The organism is Streptomyces sp. NPDC048734 (assembly GCF_043198675.1).
In the GTDB taxonomy this organism is placed as follows: Bacteria; Actinomycetota; Actinomycetes; order Streptomycetales; family Streptomycetaceae; genus Streptomyces.
This window is the reverse complement of record NZ_JBICUZ010000014.1, coordinates 34,629-53,578: the sequence shown is the minus strand read 5'-3', so window position 1 is coordinate 53,578 and position 18,950 is coordinate 34,629. Positions and strand designations below refer to the sequence as shown.

The window sequence follows — 18,950 nt, the reverse complement described above, 5'->3', positions numbered from 1 at the left end:
AGCCGGCCTCGCCGGGGCCCTGGTGGGCCCTGGGCCGGAAGCCGCTCCCCGGGTTCCTGGTTCCTACCTGCGGGTCTGGCCCGGTACCAGGCCGGCCGCCGGGGCGCCGAGGGCGTCCAGGGCGGTCTGGGCCTGGAGGGCGAGGCCGTCCGCGTCGCAGGAGCGGGCCAGTGTGAGGCCCCGCTGGAGTTCGGAGGCCGAGCGGGAGGCTATGCCGTACTCGACGCGGGCGGCGGCGTGTTCGTACTGGCAGGGCGAGGCCTCCAGGTAGGCGACCGCCTGGGCGGCGAGGCGGACCGCGCGCCGGCCGGTCTCCAGGGCGGCGGCACAGCGCAGGGCCTCGCCGATGGCGGTGTCCGTGCCGAAGCGTTCGGCCTGGCGGCGGGCGTCGGAGGCCAGCCGGGCCGCGCGGGCGGGGTCCTCGCCGGCGAGGGCCTTGGCCAGGTCCGCGGCCCAGGGCACCATCACCGGGTTGAGGTGACCGCGGGCGGCCGCCGCCTTCTCGGCCTCCTCCAGCTCGTTGACGCCGTCCTGGGTGCGGCCGACGGCCAGCAGCAGCCGGCCGCGCACCGACCGCGGGTCGGGCAGCACGATCGTGGACGGGTAGGGCGGGGCGAAGCCGTACTGCTCGGCGACGTCCCAGGCCTCCTGGACGTGTCCGCGGGCGAGCAGCGTGTCGACGAGGTTGCAGGTGGCCGACCAGTACAGGGGCAGGCCACGCCCGACGCGTTCGGCGATGCGCAGTGACTCCCGCAGGGACTCCTCCGCCTCCCTCAGCCGGCCCCGGCGGCGCAGGCCGAGTCCGAGGTAGGCGTGGGCCAGGGCGAGGTGGCCGCCGCTCCAGCCGGCGGTGACGTAGGCGCGCAGGGCCTCGTTGAAGAGGGCTTCGGCGCGGTCGAGCCGGTCGGTGTAGGCGTACGAACTGGCCAGCATCATCAGCAGTTCGAGGCCCCACTCGGGGTCGGTCCAGCCGAGGCCGGGTGCGAGGCGGCCGTTGACGAGTGCGCGGTCGCACAGTTCGACGACCACTTCCGCGTTCTCGCCGTGGGTCATGGCGTCGAAGCCGCGCAGGATGAGCAGGGCCCGCTCGGCGTTGTCGCGGCCGGTGCAGGTGGCGGCGAGCCTGCTGAGTTTCGCGGAGCGGCCGGGTGAGGTGCTCTCGCCGGCGTGGATGCCCTCCCACATGAACTGCACCGCCTGGAGCCGCATCCGGGCCGGTCCGGCGGACTGCCGGGCGGCCTCCGCCTCGACGGTGCGGACGGCCTCCTCCAACTGGTCGTTGTGCGTGAGGGCCTGGGAGAGGCAGTAGACGGCGTCGACCCGCTCGGCGTCGTCGAGGCCGGGCACGGCGAGCGCGGTCCGCAGGTGCTCGATGGTCCTGGCGGGCGAGATGAGGAGGGTGGCGCAGCCGAGTTCGTAGAGGACGTGCGGGTGCACGTCGGGCGCGGGCGGTTCCGCCAGGGCGCGTTCCAGGCAGCGGCGGGCCGCGTCCGGGGCGCCGACGGCGAGGTGTTCGCGGGCGGCCTCGCGCAGTTGCTCCACGAGTTCCTCGTCGTCGTCCGCGTGGACCTGGAGCAGGTGCCGGGAGGCCGCCGCGAGGCCCTTGCCGGCGTCGATGACGATCTGGGCGGCGATGCCGTGCATCGCCTTGCGCAGCCCCTCGGGGATGGAGTCGTAGACGGCGGTGGCGATCAGCGGGTGGACGAACTCCAGGTCGCCGTCGTCGGCGGGGGCGGCCGCCGCGTCGGGTGTGGTCAGGAGGCGGGCGGTGCGCAGCAGTTCGGCGCAGCGGACCGCGACCTCGTGGCGCATGCCCGCCAGCCGGGCCGCCTGGTCGACGGTGATCCCGGCGCCGAGGATGGCGGCCGCCATGGCGAACCGGGTGGCGTCGACGCCCAGTTGTTCCAGGCGGTCGACGAGGCCGCCGCCGCGCGCGGAGCGGTTCAGCGGGCGCAGTTCGGTGGCGGAGGACTCGCCGGGTATGAGAGCCCGGTCCTGCACCTTGGCGAGGAGTTCGACGGTGTCGTAGGGGTTGCCGCCGGTGACGGCCCAGACCTCGCGGCAGAACGGGTCGTCGGCGTGCTGGCCGAGGGTGGCGCGGGTGAGGCCGGCGACCGCCTCCGGGGTCAGGGCTCTCAGGCTGGTGACGGACTGCCCGGCGACCGCGGCGACCGCGTCGAGGTACTGGACGCCGTCGCCCTTGACCCCGCTGGTCCTGCAGGCCACGACGACCAGGACGGACAGGTCGTCGAGGCGCTCCACGAAGGCGGCGAGCCAGCGCAGGGTCTCCTGGTCGGCCCAGTGCGCGTCGTCCACCAGCAGGACGAGCGGCCAGTCCCGCCGGGCCAGCCGGGTCACGGCGGCGACGAGGCCGTCGCACACGCCCTGCGGGTCGGCGTGGCCCTCGCCGGGTTCGGCGATACCGAGGGCCGGCCCCGCGATGTCGTACCAGTCACCGAGGTACTCGCGGGCCTCCTCCGGGTGCAGTGACAGCAGGGCGGGCTGGAGCAACTGCCGCACCACGTTGAAGGGGACGGACCTGAGGGTCTCGCCGCCGCGGGCCGACCACACCGTACAGCCGCGGGCCTCGGCGATGCGCCGGGTCTCGGCCAGCAGTGCCGTCTTGCCGAACCCCGCGTCACCGCGCAGCAGGTGCACCCGGCCCGCCGAGGAGCGGTCGGCGCACAGCCGGTCCACCACCCTCTCGATGACGGCCACTTCCTCGTCGCGCTCCCACAGGGGGGCCGAGGCGGCCGCCGCCGGCCGTACCTCCGTCATCCCGCTACCTCCCCAAGTCGCCCGAACGACGTACCGGACCTCGAGCGTAGCCGTCCGGCGGTCCGCGCGGAGGGTGGTCGGCCCAGCTGTTGCCCCGGCGGGTGACGGGCGGCGCCCCACCGGGGCCCGGCGGGCCTGTGGGTGAGGCCCCGAACGTCAACGAGGCGGAGCCCAAGGCGAATTGACGTCGATTTTACGCCAGCGCGGCACGGAGTGCCGGACCGGCCTCCGAAGAGGGAGCGGGAGAAGAGCCGATCCCTCTCATACGACTTTCACCGATGCCTCATACGGTGGGGGCATGACGCAGGTGACTCCCCCCGGGTGGTACCCCGACCCCGGGCAGACGAATGACGCCCCGCCCACCGAGCGCTGGTGGGACGGCGGGGCATGGACGGACCAGACCCGTCCCGCGGGCTCGGCGGCCACGTGGGGTGCGCCGGCGCAGGCCCCGACGGTCGGAGCCTTCCCGGCATACCCGGCATACCCGGCGCATCCGTCCGGGCCGCCCGCCGGTTCGCGGCGCGGGCTGCGCACCGGGGCGGCCGTGGTGGCGGCCGCCGCGGTCCTGGCCAGTATCGGGGTCGGCGTGTACGTGCTGACCGAGGACGACGGCGGCTCCGCCGGGTCCGGTACGGCGCAGGGGCCCGGCGGCCGGGGCGGTCCCGGCGGCTCCGGCGGGCAGGACCCCTTCGGCGACCCGGGGGGCCCGGGCGGCTCCGGCGGCTCGGGGGGCGCCTCGCCGGTCCCCGAGGGGTCGGAGGCGCCGAAGATCGAGAGCGGCGCGGTGACCGACGCCCTCAACGGCATCAGCATCCCCATCCCCGACGGCTGGAGCGGGCAGGAGCTGAACGTGGGCGCGCAGATAACCTCCGAGTCCTCCTACAAGTGCCCCGGCGACACGTCGAAGACCTGCACCAAGGGCGGCGTGTACTCGGCTCCGGCCCAGGTGCCCGGCTCCACGGCGGAGGCGGTCGCCAAGGCGGACATCGAGGTCAACGCCGAGGAGTCGTACGGCGGCACCACGTACGGCGAGATCACCTCGCACCAGGTCCTCGCCTCGCGGGCGGTGACCGTGGCCGGCCAGAAGGGCTACCTGGTGCGCTGGAAGGCTGTCACGAGCAAGGGCGCCGACGGCTACGTCGAGTCCCTGGCCTTTCCGGCGCCCGCGGACACCAAGCGGATCGTGGTCCTGCGCTTCGGCGTCGACGCCGACCAGGAGGTGTCCGTCATCGACGAGATCACCAAGGGCATCAAGGTGTCGACGGGGAGCGGCAGCGGACAGGGGGTCTGAGTACGGACCCGGCCGGGCCGGGCCGCGCCGCGTGGGCGCGCGTCCGACCGGGCTGACGGGCGCCGGCCGGCACTCGCTGGGCTGAGCGGCTCGGCCGGGCTTCGTCCGGCCCGGCTTCGTCCGGCCCGGCCCGGCCGCCGCGGAGCGGCTCGAACCGGCGCGGTCGGGTCGACCGTCCGGCCCGCCGCCGTGTCCGGGCCGCCCGCGACACACGAGCGGCCGGGTGGGACGCCCCTCCGCTCAAGGGGCGTCCCACCCGGCCGGGGGTGCGCGCCACCCCCGTCCCCACGGTGCGGCGCGAGCAGGTCACCGTCCGGTCATCCCGCGGACGGCGGCCTGGGTCCTCCCGCTCCGAGGCCGAGTGCCGGCAGCACGGCGGCCTCCACGAAGCGCAGCAGGTACTCCTCGTCGGCGTACTCCCCGTCCACCACGGGACGGGCGCGGACGACGCCGAACATCTGGGCCGGGACGTACTCCAGCGCCGGGTGGCCGGCCGCCACCTCGCCGCGCTCGACACCCCGCCGCAGGATCTCCCGCAGGGCGGCGATCTCGGGTTCGACGATGGCCTCGCGCAGCGCGCCCGCCAGCTCCGCGTCCTGGGTGACGGCGTGCCCGAGCGCCTGGAGGAGTTTGGTGTCGGTGATGGACCACCGGGCGGCGCCCCGCGCGGCCTCGCGCAGGTCTCCGGCGAGCGATCCGGTGTCGATCCCGGCGAGCCGCGACCGGCGGCGGGAGCGCAGGGCCGCCACCACGAACTGCGGTTTGGTCTTCCACTGCCGGTACAGCGTGGACTTGCTGCACCGGGTGCTGGTGGCGACGCCCTCCATGGTGACGGCGTCGTACCCGCACTCGCGGATCTGTTCCAGGACGGCGTCGAAGAACTCCTGCTCACGCTCGGGCGTGAGCTTGGAGCGGCGCGAGGCGGCGACCGATTCCGGTCCGTCCGCGGCCTGCGACGTCATCGGCGCTTCTCCTCACTGCTGTCCACTGTTGTCCGGTGGCCCTCGGACGGGCCGCTACCAGTGTGTCGCATGTCGATCGATACGCCAGTGTACCGGTACTCGAGCGTATCGGTACACTGACGTATCGGTACACTGGCGTATCGGTACGACGTCGTATCGATGCTGCGCGCGGGTCACGGACCCGCACGTCACACGCACCGGCACACACCTGAGCCCGCCACGCATCGGCACGGGTACGGGCACGGCACTCGCGCGGCACACGCACCACTCACACGCACCACTCATACGCACCACGTCAGCGAAGGGGCCGGGGGATGAACGCCCGCACCGAGCCTGAAGAAGCGGAGCCGGCCACACCGGCGAGGCCGCCGATGGTCCGGGAGCTCCTGCTCGTCGCCGGACTCTTCCTCGTCTACAAACTCGGCCGGCAACTGGCCACGGGCCATACCGCCGAGGCCTTCCGCAACGCGCACCGCGTGTGGGACGCGGAACGGTGGCTGCGGCTGCCGGACGAGGACGCCGTGCAGTCCCTGCTGCTGCACGGCGACGGCCTCGTCCAGGGCGCGAACACCTACTACGCGACCGTCCACTTCCCCGTCACCGCGGCCTTCCTGGTGTGGCTCTTCCTGCGGCGCCCCGCGCACTACGTCTGGGCCCGCCGGGTACTGGCCGCCGTCACGGCCGCCGCCCTGGCGGTCCATCTCACGTTCCCCCTCGCGCCGCCCAGGATGCTCGCGTCGACGGGACTGATCGACACCGCGCGGGTGTACGGGCCCTCGGTGTACGGACCCCCGCGGACGGACACCTTGTCGAACCAGTTCGCGGCGATGCCCTCGCTGCACTTCGGCTGGGCCCTGATGGTCGCCGTCGGGCTGATCGTCGCCACCCGGTCGCGCCTGCGGTGGCTGTGGCTGCTGCACCCGCTGGTCACCCTGCTGGTGATCGTGGGCACGGCGAACCACTACTGGCTGGACGCGCTCGTCGCCTCGGCACTGCTCGGGATCGCCCTCGCGGTGATCCGCGCGCCGCGGCGCGCGGTGGCGACGGCCGGACGCGGTGCGCCCGCGGGCCGGGCCGGCGAGTCCGGCGACGAGAAGGTGCTCGTGGGGGCGGGCCGATGAGCGCCGCCCTCGTCGCCGTCGTCCTGTCGCTGTTCTCCGCGGTCTCCTACGCCGCCGCGGCGGTCGCCCAGGAACGGCTGGCCGCCCGCGCCCCCGGCACCGGGTTCGCACGGCTGCTGGGCAGCGGATCCTGGTGGGCCTCGGTGGGGCTCAACGCCGGGGCCGCCGTGCTGCACGTCGTGGCCCTCACGTACGGCCCGCTGACCCTGGTGCAGCCGCTCGGGGCGCTCACCCTGGTCGCGGCGGTGCCGCTGGGCGCGCGCATCGCAGGACGGCGGGTCGGCGCGGCCGAATGGCGGGGCACCGCCCTGACCCTGTTCGGACTGGCCACGATCCTGGTCACGGCGTCCGGTCCGGCCCCCGACGACGTGCTGAGCGGGTCCGAGGCGGTCGCGGTGGCGGGGGTGACGGCGGCGCTGATCGGGCTGTTGGCCCGGCCCGGCACCCGGCCCGGCCTGCGGCACGCCAGCGCGTCCGGCTTCGCCTCCGGAGTGGCCTCCGCGCTCACCCAGACCGTGACGGTGGCCGCGACCGACCGGTCCGGACCGGTGCTCGGCGCACAGGTGATCGGGGTGGCGCTCCTGGTGGCCGCCTTCGCCACGGGCGGGCTGCTGCTGTCGCAGACCGCCTACCGGGGCGGACTGGGCGCCCCGCTGGCGGTGGTGACCCTGGCGAACCCGGTGGCCGCCGCGGTGATCGGCATCGCGCTGCTGGGCGAACGGCTCCAGGGCGGGACGGCGGGTGCGCTCCTCACGGCCACCGGAGCGGGACTCTCCGCGTGGGGCGTGGTGCTGCTGTCCCGCGCGACGCCGGAACCGGCGTCGGGACCGACCGCGGCGCCCTCGGCGGACCCACCCCGGGGGCACCCTGCCGCGTACTCCTCGGAGCGCCCGTCCCGGCGGGGTTCGCGATACGGCGGGAGGCGTGCCGAGGACCACGGCGACGGGCGCCGCGGACACGAGGACGGGCACGCCGCGCATCCGGTGGCCGCGCTGCTCGCGCTGGAGCCGGAGACGGCCTCGGTCGAACCCGCGCCGCTGCCCCGGCCGGCCACGGGACCGGGGCACCTCACCGCGCTGTGACCGGCGTCAGCCGAGGCCGCGGGAGTCCTGCTTCAGGGCCGTGTCCACCGTCAGGGCGGTGGCGACGACCAGGCTCAGCAGGGGTTCGGGCAGCTGGTAGTGGATCTGCAGGACGTAGTTGTCCGCGGTGGTGAAGAGGGTCTTCGCCAGGCCTTCCCAGGTCTTGGTGATCCGGGCGACCTCGTTGTCCGCGTGATCGACGATCGCGAAGTTCCAGGCCCGCCAGTTCTCCGCCCTGATCGCGCCGACCTGGCCGCCACCGGCGTTGATGGCGAAGTTGATCTTCCCGAAGACGTTCTGCTGGACGATCTCGCCGACCGGCTGCCCGTCGGGACGCGTCACGAGCACCCGGGACTTGAGGAACTTGCGCGGGCGGGTCAGCAGCAGGACCGGCCGGCCGTGGGCGTCGCGGATCTCCAGTCTGTGGGTCATGAACTGGTCGATGCTGGCGACGAAGCGCAGGACCTTGCGCAGCGCGCTCTGCCCCACCTGCACGACCGAACCGAGCTGATTGCCCTGCTGGTCCATGACCTTGTACTCGTTGGTCAGCTCGATCAGCTTGGCCTTCTGGTTGACCACCAGCACCGGCTCGCTGAACAGCGTGCCGCCGCCGGGGCCGCCCGCGGCGACCCCCGCCTGCTGCTGCACCTGGTGCTGCACACGGGGGTCGGGTCCGGCGGCCGGCTGCGCGGGCACCTGGGGCTGGGCGGGCTGCGCCGGGACCGGCTGCCGGTCCGGCGTCTGCGGTAGACCCCGCGCCGGCTGCTGCTCGGCGTGGGTGTGCTCGGTCCACCGGGAGCCGTCCCAGTAGCGCAGGGTCCGGTCGGCCCCGTGCGGGTCCGGGTACCAACCTGAAGGTGTGTTCGAATGCGTGGTCACCGGGGCACACTATCCCGAACCCACGCGGACCTGACGGCCCACGCCCGCACGCGGGGCGGCCGGAAAGCGGCGGACGGCCGGGAAGCCGCCTTCCGCCCGCGCGTCGGGCACGGGCCGGGTGCAGCCGTACGCGCCAAATCCCCCCGGGCGGCCCCCGGGTCCGGACGTCCCCGCCCGCACCCTCGCTCCCCTGCGTCACGGACCGGACACCGTGCGCCTTCACCGGTCCTCCGGTGCGAACACAGGTCCGCCACACCGTCTTCACGCGGGGCACACTTCCGGCCGATCGAGGTTCCCTGCCGGTCGGCGGGGCAGACGGTGGCGACCGCGCCTGCCTAGCCTCCCGGCTCATGCGATCACCACTGATGAGACGCCTCGGACTCAGCACCGTTCTCGCCCTCGTCCTGGCCCTGTTCGGCCTGGCGCCCGCCGCGAGCGCGGACCCGGCCCCGGCCACGCTGACGTTCACCACCGACAGCGCGACCACCACGCCCGGCAGCACGGTGAACCTGTCGATGACGATCACCAACCACAAGACCCACGACATCTGGTTCGTGTACCAGACGATCGACCCGACCTGGCTGACCACCCAGCGCCCGGACCTGAAGTACGACTTCACCGGCTGCTCGCTGGCGACGGCCGCCGGCGCCACGCCCTGTTCCGGGACCGGACCGGCCGACCTCGGCGCCAACTACGGCACCACCGTCCCGCCCGGCCAGAGCCGCACCGTCACGCTGACGCTCCAGATCGCGGCCGACTCCGGCTGCAACGGCAACATCGGCTTCTACTCGTACTTCTACGCCGAGTTCAGCGACACCACCAGCCTCAGCGGTGGGCCGATGTACACGCCCGAGACCCGCGTCCTGTGCGCCTGAGGGACCGGCCCCCCGTCCCGTCCGGGCGCCTCGGCCCCGGTGGGACGACCCTGACGGATCCGGTCAGACGGACCGTCAGAAACCTTCTGAAAAAGCCAAGTTGACCTGAAGTCGGCCCGTGATCCGAAACCGGCCTGTGAGCAGTCCCACATCGCCACCGGATCGCGGGCCCCGGGCACGGCGGACCGGGCCGGCTCACCGGCACCACCCCCGGGCCCCCGACCAGCGGGCGTTCCCCTCACGTCACCTGGTCGCACGGAGCACCGGCGGACGGATCCGCGCCCTTTCCGGTTCCACCGGCGCCTCACCGGTCACCTGCGCTTTTCCGTCATGTTTCGCCGCGCCATCACAAAAGCCACACAAAGACATCACCATGTGACGCGACGGATGCGTCGACGACCGGCTTCTGAGGGGGACGCCGGAGTCGCGCGAGGGGGTGCGTCCGCTCCACGGGAGCCGTGCTCGCCCCTGCCCGGGGAGGGGACTTCACCGCATGAAGCGGACCATACGCACCACCGTGCTCACGGTCGGCGCGCTCATCGCCGCGCTCGGCCTGCCGGCCGGCCCGGCACACGCCGACACCACCGCGCCCCGCGTCGACCTGCGGGTCCTGGTGGTCAGCGACGGCGGCCCGGCCACCGACGCCATCGCGGCCGAACTCGACACGGCCGGCACGCCGTACACCGAGGTCGACCTGACGCAGCCGGGCCGGCCCGTGATCGACGGCGGTTTCCTGGCCGACACCGTGGACGGCCGGCCACGCGCCAAGTACCAGGCCGTGGTGCTGCCGAACGACAACCCGTTCCCGGCCGGTTCCACCGAGATGGCGGCCCTCGCGGCCTACGAACAGACGTACGCGGTGCCGCAGGTCGACGCCTACACCTACGCGCGCCCGGAAGCCGGCCTGCAGTATCCGGTGTACGGCGGCTACGCCGGCAGTCTCGACGGCGTGCGGGCCTCCGTCACCACCGCCGGCCGGGCGGGCCCCTTCGGCTACCTGGACGGCTCCGTCCCGTTCGAGGACAACGACCCGGTCATCGGGGAGAGTTACGCCTACCTGTCGACCCCCGTCGCGGGCGCCGACTTCACCTCCTACGTCGACGCGCCGATCCCCGGCCGGGCGACGCGCGGTTCCCTGGTGGGCGAGTACCGGCACGACGGGCGGCGCGAGCTGGTCGTCACGTTCGTCTACAACCAGTACCAGCAGCAGTTCCGGCTGCTGGCCCGCGGCATCGTGGAGTGGATGACCGGCGGTGTGCACCTGGGCGCCTCCCGGAACTACTTCGCGGTGCACGTGGACGACGTGTTCGCCGCCGACGACCGCTGGAACACCGCCCTGAACTGCACCCCGGGCGACGTCGACTGCACGGACCCGAACGCGGTCCCGGACCCGATCCGGATGACGCCCGGCGACGTCGACCACGCCGTCTCCTGGCAGCGGGAGCACGGCTTCACCCTCGACTTCGCCTACAACGGCGCGGGCAGCGTCGACCACCGCGAGGACCACGGCGGGGCCGACCCGCTCGCCGACCGGCTGATCGCCGGACGCGACGCGTTCCGCTGGATCAACCACACCTACACGCACGCGTTCCTCGGCTGTGTGCAGGACACCTCGGTGGTGCCCTGGAAGTGCGCCATCGAAGCCGACGGCACCACGCGGTGGGTGAGCCGCAACGGGGTCGCGGACGAGATCGCGGCCAACCGGGTGTGGGGCCGAACGGCGGGACTCCCCCTGGAGAACGACGAGTTGGTCACCGGCGAGCACTCGGGGATGAAGGTGCTGCCGCAGCAGCCGGTGGACAACCCCAACCTGGCGCTCGCCCTCGACGACAACGACATCACCTGGCTCGGTTCGGACAACTCCCGTGAGCCCGAACAGCGTTCGGTCGGCCCGGCCACCACCGTCCCCCGATACCCGATGAACGTCTTCTACAACGCGGGCCGCGCCGCCGAGCAGGTCGACGAGTACAACTGGATCTACACGAGCCGCGCCCAGGGCGGCAGCGGCATCTGCGAGGACAACCCGGCCACCACCACCTGCCTCGCGGCCCCGCTGGACCCGGCCACCGGCTACACCGGGCACATCGTGCCGCTGGAGACGCGGATCGCCCTCGGACACGTGCTGTCCAACGACCCCAGGCCGCACTTCATCCACCAGTCGAACCTCGCCGAGGACCGCATCGCCTATCCGGTGCTGAGCGGCGTCCTCGACGGCTACGCGGCACTGTTCGCGGACGACACCCCCGTGGTGAACCCGCGGATGAGCGAGGTCGGCACCGAGCTGGCGCGCCGGGCCGCCTGGCGCGACGCCCTGCGAAGCGGCCGGGCCACGGCCTACCGCATCGGCGACACGGTCACCGTCGAGGCACCGGCCGGAATCCCGCTCCCCGCGACCCTGCCCACCGGCTCCACGCTGAACGGCGCCGCGTTCGGCGCGCCGTACGCGGGTCTGGTGTCCGGCTGGACGCCCTCCGCCGGCACCCCGCTCACCCTCACCCTGCCGGCCTCCGCCCCCGCTCCGACCGTCCCCGCCCCGGTCACCGGTACTCCCGCCGCCGCGGTCACCGAGCCGGCCCCGGACACCCTCGTCCCGGAGGGCGTCACCGAGCCGGTCGCGTCCTCCGCCAGGAACTGAACGGCGCACCGACCCGCGTCCACCGAAGGTCCCGGCCGCCCACCCGCGGCCGGGACCGCCACTGGCGAAACGGTTCCCCGGAGGAACCTGCCGCCGCGCACGACCACCCCACACCTCGGCCGTGGAGCCCCTCGATGCACGTTCCCCACGGCGCGCGACGCCCCGGCGCGACGCGCGTCACCCTGCTCACCGAAGGCACCTATCCGCACAGCCACGGCGGCGTGAGCGTCTGGTGCGACCAACTCGTCCAGGGCATGCCCGACCTCGACTTCGACGTCCTCGCCGTCACCGGCACGGGACGCGAACCCCTGGTGTGGGAGCTGCCCGCGCACGTCACGCGGGTGCGGTCCGTCCCCATGTGGGGCGCCCCGCCCGCGGGACGCCCGCCGCGCGGCCGGTCCCGCGACCGGCTCGCCGCCGCCTACGAGCGGTTCCTCACCGCGCTCCTCGACCCGTGCGCGCAGGACGGGTTCGCGCCCGCCCTGTACGCCATGGCGGGGGCGGCCGGGGACGGCGGGCTGAGCGCGTTCCTGCGGGGCGACCGGGCGATCGCCCTGTTGTCCTCGGTGTGGAACCGTCCCGGTCTGGCCGTCCGCGAGGCCCGGCCGACCGTCCATGACGCGCTGACCGCGACGTCCCTGCTGGAACACGCCCTGCGCCCGCTGGCCGTAGCGCCGCCGGAGAGCGGGGTCGCGCACGCGGTGAGCGGCGGCGTCGCGGCGCTGCCCGGTCTGGCCGCGCTCGACCGGCACGGTGTGCCGCTGCTGTTGACCGAGCACGGCGTCTACCTGCGTGAGCGCTACCTCGGTTACCGCACCGCTCCCTACCGCTGGCCGGTGAAGGCGGTCGTCCTCGGCTTCTTCCGGCTGCTGGCGGAGGAGACCTACCGCCGGGCCGCGCTGATCACCCCGGGGAACCGGTACAACCGGTTGTGGGAGGAGCAGGGCGGCGCCGCCCCGGAGTCGATCCGCACCGTCTACAACGGGGTGGACCCCGCCGCGTTCCCGCCGGCCGGGCCCGAGCCGCAGGCGCTCACCCTCAGCTGGGCGGGCCGGGTCGACCCGATCAAGGACCTGGAGACCCTGATCCGGGCCTTCTCCCTGGTGCGGGCCCGACTGCCGGACGTGCGACTGCGGTTGTTCGGCGGGACGCCGCGGGGCGGGGAGGCGTACCGCGAGCGGTGCGAGGCGCTGGCCGCCGAGCTGGGGCACGCGGACGCCGTCACCTTCGAGGGCCGCGTCGACGACATCAAGGACGCCTACGCGGCCGGCAACATCGTGATGCTGTCGAGCATCAGCGAGGGTTTCCCGTTCACGCTGATCGAGGCCATGTCGTGCGGGCGGGCCACCGTCTCCACCGATGTGGGCGGAGTCCGGGAGGCGGTCGGCGAGACCGGGCTGGTGGTGCCGCCGCGCGATCCGGCCGCGATGGCCGCCGCCGCACTGGAGCTGCTGGGCGACCCGGCGCGGCGCCGCGCGATGGGCGAGGCGGCACGGCTGCGGGTGATCGAGCAGTTCACCCTGCGGCAGACCATCGACACGTTCCGCGCCATCTACCGGGAACTCCCCACGGTGAAAAAGGAGTTTCCCGATCGGATCGTCCTGCCCGCTCCGGCGGTCACCGGCACGGGGAGCCTCGCCGGATGAGCGGACCGATGTTCCTCGAACCCGGCGGCGCCGAACAGGACACGCTGGCGCTGCGGCTGGCGACGCCCCGGCCGCCGCGCCGCCGCCCGCGTTGGGCCCTGGACGAGGACACCCTCGCCGTCCGGCTGCCCCGGCGGGGTGCCGACGAGGAGGCGGTCAGCGCCCTCGCCGCCGAACTCGCCGACCGCGTCGGCCCCGCCGTCCACCCCTACGAGGTGGCCGCGCTGCTGGAGGCGGAGGGCCTGTCCGCCTCCGTGATCAAGGAGCGGTACGGTCATCCGGACCTGTTCTCGCTCGCCGCCGCGCTGTACGAGAGGGTGCCGCGGACCTTCCCCGAGCCCGCGCCCGGGCCCGACCCCTGGCGCCCGGACACCGTGCGCTGCCTGCTGCGGGGCGTCCTGTTCGCCCTGCCCGGCCTGGTCTACCCGCTGACCGCGCCCCTGTGGGACGCCGGCCGTCACCTCGCCGTGCTGGTGGTGGCCGGACTGCTGTCCTGGGCCTGGGGGCAGGCACTGGGGCACCGGGCCCACCTGCGGATGGCGGCCGGGCGGCGGGAAGCCGGCCGTACCCTCCTTCTCGGAGCGCCCCTCGGGGCGGCGGTCGCCACGGCCGCCGCCGCGCTGCCCGCCGGGGGCGGGCCGGTGACGCTGGTGGCGGCCGCGCAGTCGGTGTACCTGGCGGCGGCCGGCGTGCTGCTGGTGCTGGGCCGGGAGCGGCTGCTGCTGGCCGCGCTCGGTCCGCTGGTCGCCGGTGGCGCCGTGCTGCCGTGGTGGGACCTCGCGCCGTCGCTGCGGGCCGGGCTGCCGCTGCTGGCGCTGCTGGCCGTGCTCGCCGTCACCGGCCACGCGCTGCGCACCGTCCTCGCCGTCCCGCCGGCGCCGGCCGGGACTCGGCCGGGGCTGCTGCGGTCGCTGCCGTACGGGCTGTTCGGGCTGGCGGCGGGTGTGCTGGTGCTGCTGGAGGGCCACGAGGAGCCGTACGCCGTGATCGTGCTGACCGTCAGCATGGGACCGGCGGAGTGGTTGCTGTACCGCTACCGCGGGCTGTCCGTCGCCGCGCTGCGCGCCGCCGCGACGCCCGCCGGCTTCCTGCTGCGCTCGGCCGGCGTCCTCGCCCTCTGCCTGCTCGCGTACGTCCTGCCGCTGCTGCCCGCGGCGCTGCTCACCGGCGCCGATCCGGCCGTCCTGCTGCCGCTCGCCGCCGCCCTGTGGACCGCGCTGCTGCTCCAGGCGTTCGGGGCGGCCTGGCCCTCCGCCGCGATCTGCCTCACGGCCGCGGCCGGCGCCTCGGCGGTCACCCTGTTCCGGCTGCCCCCCGGCCCGGCCGCCCTGCCCCTGTGCTGCGGCGCCGCCGCGCTCTGTCTGGCCGGGTGCGCACTGTGGCTGCTGGGCCGTCCGGCCCCGCACGCCTGACGGCACGCCCGCTCCGCCGCCCAAGCCCCGACGACCGGCAACACCGACGACAACCGGCCCCACCGCCCATGACCGTCAACGACCTTAAGGAAGAACCGAGTTGACCTCCACACCGCTCGCCGCCGTCACCGGAGCCGAGGGTTTCATCGGCTCGCACCTCACCGAGGCGCTGGTCGCCTCCGGCCACCGGGTGAGAGCCATGGCCCAGTACAACTCCTTCTCCTCCTACGGCTGGCTGGAGACACTGCACCCGGACGTCCTGGACCAGGTGGAGATCGTCCTCGGCGACGTCCGGGACCCCGGCTCGGTCCGCGCTCTCCTCGACGGCGCCGACGTGGCCTACCACCTGGCCGCGCTGATCGCGATCCCGTACTCCTACCAGGCACCCCACAGTTACGTGGACACCAACGTCACCGGCACCCTCAACGTGCTGGAGGCGGTCCGCGCGCTGGGCACGCCCCGGCTCGTGCACACCTCCACCAGCGAGACGTACGGCACCGCGCGGACCGTGCCGATCACCGAGGACCATCCCATCAACACCCAGTCCCCGTACGCCGCCTCGAAGGCGGGCGGGGACCGGCTCGCCGACAGCTACCACGCGAGCTTCGGCACCCCCGTGGTCACGCTGCGGCCGTTCAACACCTTCGGGCCCCGCCAGTCGATGCGCGCGGTCGTTCCCACCGTCATCGGGCAGGTGGCCGCCGGGGAGCGGACGATCACCCTCGGCGACCTGCGTCCCACGCGGGACTTCACGTTCGTCGAGGACACCGCGCAGGCGTTCCTCGCGGTGGGCACGGCACCCGCCGAGCAGGTGGTGGGCCGCACCTTCAACGCCGGCACCGGCGGCGAGATCTCGGTCGGGGACCTGGTCGCGCTGATCGGCAAGGTGATGGACACCGCGCTCGACGTGCGCGAGGACCCCGCCCGCATCCGGCCGGCGAACTCCGAGGTGCTGCGGCTGGTCGCCGACGCGAGCCGGCTCGCCGCCGCCACCGGCTGGCAGCCCGCCCACACCCTGGAGGAAGGCCTGGCGCACACCGTGGAGTTCTTCCGCGCCCCGGGCAACCTCGCGCGCTACAAGACCGGCATCTACAACATCTGACCCGTCCGGCACGTCCCCGCACAGGCATGAAGGAGGAGCCCCATGCACGCAGTGATCCTGGCCGGAGGCAAGGGCGTCCGGCTGCGGCCGTACACCACCGCGCTGCCCAAGCCGCTCGTCCCCATCGGTGACCAGCACGCCATCCTGGAGATCGTGCTGCGCCAGCTCGCCACGGCCGGCTTCACCAGCTGCACCATCGCCATCGGCCACCTCGGCGAGATCATCCGCGCCTACGTCGGCGACGGCACCCAGTGGGGCCTGGCCGTCGACTACGCCACCGAGGAGAGCCCGCTGGGCACCATGGGCCCGCTGCTGACACTGCGCGACCGGCTCCCGGAGACGTTCCTGGTGATGAACGGCGACGTCCTGACCGACCTCGACTACGCCGACGTCCTGCTCCGGCACCGCGAGTCGGGCGCGCCGCTGACCATAGCGACGTACGCCCGCAGGGTGCACATCGACTTCGGGGTGCTGACCACCACCGACAGCAAGGTCGTGGCGTTCACCGAGAAGCCGAGCATGGACTACCGGGTGTCGATGGGCGTCTACGGTCTGACGCGCTCGACACTGGACGGGTACACGGCCGGACTGCCGCTGGGTTTCGACGAGTTGGTCCTCGACCTGCTGAAGTCCGGCAACGCGCCGCACGCCTACGACTTCGACGGGTACTGGCTCGACATCGGCCGTCCGGACGACTACGACCGGGCCAACGCCGAGTTCACCAGCCGCCGGTCGCTGCTGCTCAAGGGAGCCTGAGCACCACATGCGCATTCTCGTCCTCGGCCACACCGGCTACCTGGGCACCCACGTCGCCGAGCGGCTGCGGGCCCTGCCGGGCACGCGGGTCCTCGGCGGCGGACGTTCGCCCGCCGCCGAGTTCCCCGTCGACCTCGCCGCCGTCCGCCCGGAGCAGCTGGCGAAGACCCTGGCCTCGGCCGCGCCCGACACCGTCGTCAACTGCGCGGGCGCGACCGGCGGTGACGCCGTGACCCTCGCGGAGGTCAACGCCCGCGGCCCCGCCGTCCTGTGCGCGGCGCTGCGCGCGGCGGCCCCGGCGGCCCGCCTGGTCCACCTCGGCTCGGCCGCCGAGTACGGACCCGGCACCCTGGACACCCGGGTGACGGAGTCGGCGGCCACCAGCCCGGCCGGCCCGTACGGCGCCACCAAGCTCGCGGGGACGGTCGCGGTGACCGCGTCCGGGCTGGACGCGGTGGTGCTGCGGGTGGGCAATCCGGTGGGGCCGGGGGCGCCCGCCTCGGGGCTGCCGGGCCGGATCGCCGGGCTGCTGCGGGCGGCGGGCCCGGACCCGGAGGCGGTGCTGAGGCTCGGCGACCTGTCGGCGTACCGCGACTTCGTGGACGTACGCGACGTGGCGCGGGCCGTGGCGCTGGCGGTCACGACGCCCGGTCCGCTGCCGCCCGTCCTCAACATCGGCGGCGGGCGGGCGGTCCCGGTGCGCGAGCTGGTGCGGCGGATGGTGCGACAGGCGGGTTTCACGGGCCGGGTGGAGGAGGACGCGGCGGGCTCGGTCCGGTCCGCCCGGGTGTCCTGGCAGTGCTCGGACATCGGCGCCGCCGCGCGGGCCCTGGGCTGGCGCCCGGTCCACACCCTCGACGACGCCCTCGCCGCGCTGTGGGAAGGGGGCGGTACGCCGTGAACCTGCTGATTCCGCTGTACGTCCACCCGGCCGAGGACCCGGGCGCCTGGCACCGGCTGATCAGGTCCGCCGCCGGTACCTACGGGGTCGTCCTCAACCCGGCGAACGGGCCGGGCGAGGGACCCGATCCGGCGTTCGCGGCGGCGGCCTCGGCGCTGCGCGCGGCGGGGGCCCGGCTGCTGGGGTACGTGGACACCGACTACGGGATCCGGGACGACGCGGAGATCGCCGACGAGGTGCGCCGGCACCGTGAGTGGTACGCGGCCGACGGCTGTTTCCTCGACCGGGTGACGGCGACCGCGGACGGCCTGTCCGCCTGCCGCCGGCTGGTGCGCGCGCTGCGGCGGCAAGGGGCGGGGACGGTCGTGCTGAACCCCGGGGTCCACCCGGCGGCCGGGTACGCCCGGCTGGCCGACCTGACCGTCACCTTCGAGGGCCACTGGTCGACGTACGTCTCGGCCTTCAGCAGACCGGAGTGGACCGCCCGGCAGGCGCCCGGGCGGCTGTGCCACCTGGTCTACGGGGTGCCGGAGGCGCTGGTGCCGCTCGCCGTGCGCACCGCGCACGAGCGCGGCGCGGCGGTCTGCGGTCCCGTCACCGGTGAACTCCCCAACCCGTGGTCCGAGTTGAGTCCGGCGCTGAGCGGGGTCCGGCCGTGAGGCGGGCGGTGGCGGGCCCGGCGGTACTGGCCACCGTGCTGGTGACGGCGCTGAGCGGCTGTTCCGGTGACGGCCGGACCGGCGGTCCGGACCCGACGGCGAAGCCCCGGTGGCAGCCGCGCCCCGGCCTGGCCTGGCAGTGGCAGCTCGACGGCAGGGTCGACCCGTCGGCCGACGTGCCCGTGTACGACATCGACGGCTTCGAGAACTCCGCGGCCGACGTGGCCCGGCTGCACCGGGACGGCCGCAAGGTCATCTGTTACGTCAACGTCGGCGCCTGGGAGAGCTTCCGGCCCGACAAGGACGCCTTCCCGCGCGCGGTGCTCGGTGAGCCCAACGGCTGGGCGGGCGAACGGTGGCTGGACATCCGGCGGATCTCCGTCCTGCGACCGTTGATGGCGAAGCGTTTCGACATGTGCCGCGACAAGGGGTTCGACGCGGTGGAACCCGACCTGATGGAGGGGTACGGCAACGAGACCGGCTTCCCGCTCACCGCGCGCGACCAGCTCCGCTACAACCGCATGATCGCCGGGCTCGCCCATGAGCGCGGCCTGTCGGTGGGACTGAAGAACGACCTCCCCCAGATCCCCGAGCTGGTCGCCGACTTCGACTTCGCGGTGAACGAGGAGTGCGCCCAGTACGACGAGTGCGGCCGCCTCACCCCGTTCGTCGCGGCGGGCAAGGCGGTCTTCCACGTGGAGTACACGGAGCCGGCCGGGGAGTTCTGCCCCGAGTCCCGCCGGCTGCGCCTGTCGTCGATGCTGAAGAAACCCGAGCTGGGGGTGTGGCGCAGGCCCTGCTGAGCGGGGCGCGGGGCCGGGCGCGGGCGCCGTCGGGAGCACGGGGCGCGG

The 18,950-nt window shown here is 74.2% G+C and carries 15 protein-coding genes; 12 read left to right on the top strand and 3 right to left on the bottom strand.

The genetic code is table 11. The annotated features are described in order from the left end of the window. Positions 1 to 63: 63 nt before the first annotated feature. A complete protein-coding gene (locus tag ACGFQC_RS29190; protein WP_363090726.1) occupies positions 64 to 2,778 on the bottom strand; it encodes an AAA family ATPase in 2,715 nt (904 codons plus the stop codon). Positions 2,779 to 3,076: 298 nt separating this feature from the next. Between ACGFQC_RS29190 and ACGFQC_RS29185 the strand changes: the two genes are divergently transcribed. Beyond that, complete coding sequence (locus tag ACGFQC_RS29185; RefSeq protein WP_363090727.1) at positions 3,077 to 4,069, top strand: DUF2510 domain-containing protein; 993 nt, start codon at positions 3,077 to 3,079, stop codon at positions 4,067 to 4,069. A gap of 317 nt (positions 4,070 to 4,386) precedes the next feature. Here the strand turns inward: ACGFQC_RS29185 and ACGFQC_RS29180 are convergent, their stop codons facing one another. Next, a complete protein-coding gene (locus ACGFQC_RS29180) occupies positions 4,387 to 5,031 on the bottom strand; it encodes a TetR/AcrR family transcriptional regulator C-terminal ligand-binding domain-containing protein (protein ID WP_363090728.1) in 645 nt (214 codons plus the stop codon). A gap of 314 nt (positions 5,032 to 5,345) precedes the next feature. Here ACGFQC_RS29180 and ACGFQC_RS29175 point away from each other — a divergent pair, with 314 nt between their 5' ends. Continuing rightward, on the top strand, positions 5,346 to 6,152 hold the full coding sequence (locus tag ACGFQC_RS29175; RefSeq protein WP_363090729.1) for a phosphatase PAP2 family protein: 807 nt from the start codon (positions 5,346 to 5,348) through the stop codon (positions 6,150 to 6,152). Beyond that, positions 6,149 to 7,234 (top strand): hypothetical protein, encoded by a 1,086-nt coding sequence (locus ACGFQC_RS29170; RefSeq protein WP_363090730.1) that lies wholly within the window; start codon positions 6,149 to 6,151, stop codon positions 7,232 to 7,234. Before ACGFQC_RS29175 ends, ACGFQC_RS29170 begins: the two co-directional genes overlap by 4 nt. 6 nt (positions 7,235 to 7,240) lie before the next feature. Here ACGFQC_RS29170 and ACGFQC_RS29165 read toward each other — a convergent pair whose 3' ends face one another. Next, on the bottom strand, positions 7,241 to 8,113 hold the full coding sequence (locus ACGFQC_RS29165) for a phospholipid scramblase-related protein (RefSeq protein WP_363090731.1): 873 nt from the start codon (positions 8,111 to 8,113) through the stop codon (positions 7,241 to 7,243). A gap of 350 nt (positions 8,114 to 8,463) precedes the next feature. Here ACGFQC_RS29165 and ACGFQC_RS29160 point away from each other — a divergent pair, with 350 nt between their 5' ends. The 9 genes from ACGFQC_RS29160 (at position 8,464) to ACGFQC_RS29120 (ending at position 18,902) form a co-directional block, all read left to right on the top strand. Beyond that, positions 8,464 to 8,988 carry a hypothetical protein gene (locus ACGFQC_RS29160; RefSeq protein ID WP_363090732.1) on the top strand — a complete coding sequence of 175 codons (525 nt, stop codon included), beginning with the start codon at positions 8,464 to 8,466 and terminating at the stop codon, positions 8,986 to 8,988. Between the two features lie 493 nt (positions 8,989 to 9,481). Further along, positions 9,482 to 11,623 (top strand): hypothetical protein, encoded by a 2,142-nt coding sequence (locus tag ACGFQC_RS29155; RefSeq protein WP_363090733.1) that lies wholly within the window; start codon positions 9,482 to 9,484, stop codon positions 11,621 to 11,623. Positions 11,624 to 11,757: 134 nt separating this feature from the next. Then, on the top strand, positions 11,758 to 13,269 hold the full coding sequence (gene pelF / locus ACGFQC_RS29150; RefSeq protein ID WP_363090734.1) for a GT4 family glycosyltransferase PelF: 1,512 nt from the start codon (positions 11,758 to 11,760) through the stop codon (positions 13,267 to 13,269). Further along, positions 13,266 to 14,681, top strand: coding sequence for a hypothetical protein (locus tag ACGFQC_RS29145; protein WP_363090735.1), 1,416 nt, complete (start codon positions 13,266 to 13,268; stop codon positions 14,679 to 14,681). Before pelF ends, ACGFQC_RS29145 begins: the two co-directional genes overlap by 4 nt. A gap of 100 nt (positions 14,682 to 14,781) precedes the next feature. Then, complete coding sequence (locus ACGFQC_RS29140) at positions 14,782 to 15,783, top strand: GDP-mannose 4,6-dehydratase (protein ID WP_363090736.1); 1,002 nt, start codon at positions 14,782 to 14,784, stop codon at positions 15,781 to 15,783. Positions 15,784 to 15,825: 42 nt separating this feature from the next. Next, positions 15,826 to 16,539, top strand: coding sequence for a sugar phosphate nucleotidyltransferase (locus tag ACGFQC_RS29135; protein ID WP_363090737.1), 714 nt, complete (start codon positions 15,826 to 15,828; stop codon positions 16,537 to 16,539). 7 nt (positions 16,540 to 16,546) lie between these two features. After that, a complete protein-coding gene (locus tag ACGFQC_RS29130; RefSeq protein ID WP_363090738.1) occupies positions 16,547 to 17,440 on the top strand; it encodes an NAD-dependent epimerase/dehydratase in 894 nt (297 codons plus the stop codon). Further along, complete coding sequence (locus ACGFQC_RS29125) at positions 17,437 to 18,099, top strand: spherulation-specific family 4 protein (protein WP_363090739.1); 663 nt, start codon at positions 17,437 to 17,439, stop codon at positions 18,097 to 18,099. The genes ACGFQC_RS29130 and ACGFQC_RS29125 overlap by 4 nt, the downstream gene beginning before the upstream one ends. Continuing rightward, on the top strand, positions 18,096 to 18,902 hold the full coding sequence (locus ACGFQC_RS29120; protein WP_363090740.1) for an endo alpha-1,4 polygalactosaminidase: 807 nt from the start codon (positions 18,096 to 18,098) through the stop codon (positions 18,900 to 18,902). The genes ACGFQC_RS29125 and ACGFQC_RS29120 overlap by 4 nt, the downstream gene beginning before the upstream one ends. Positions 18,903 to 18,950: the final 48 nt, after the last annotated feature.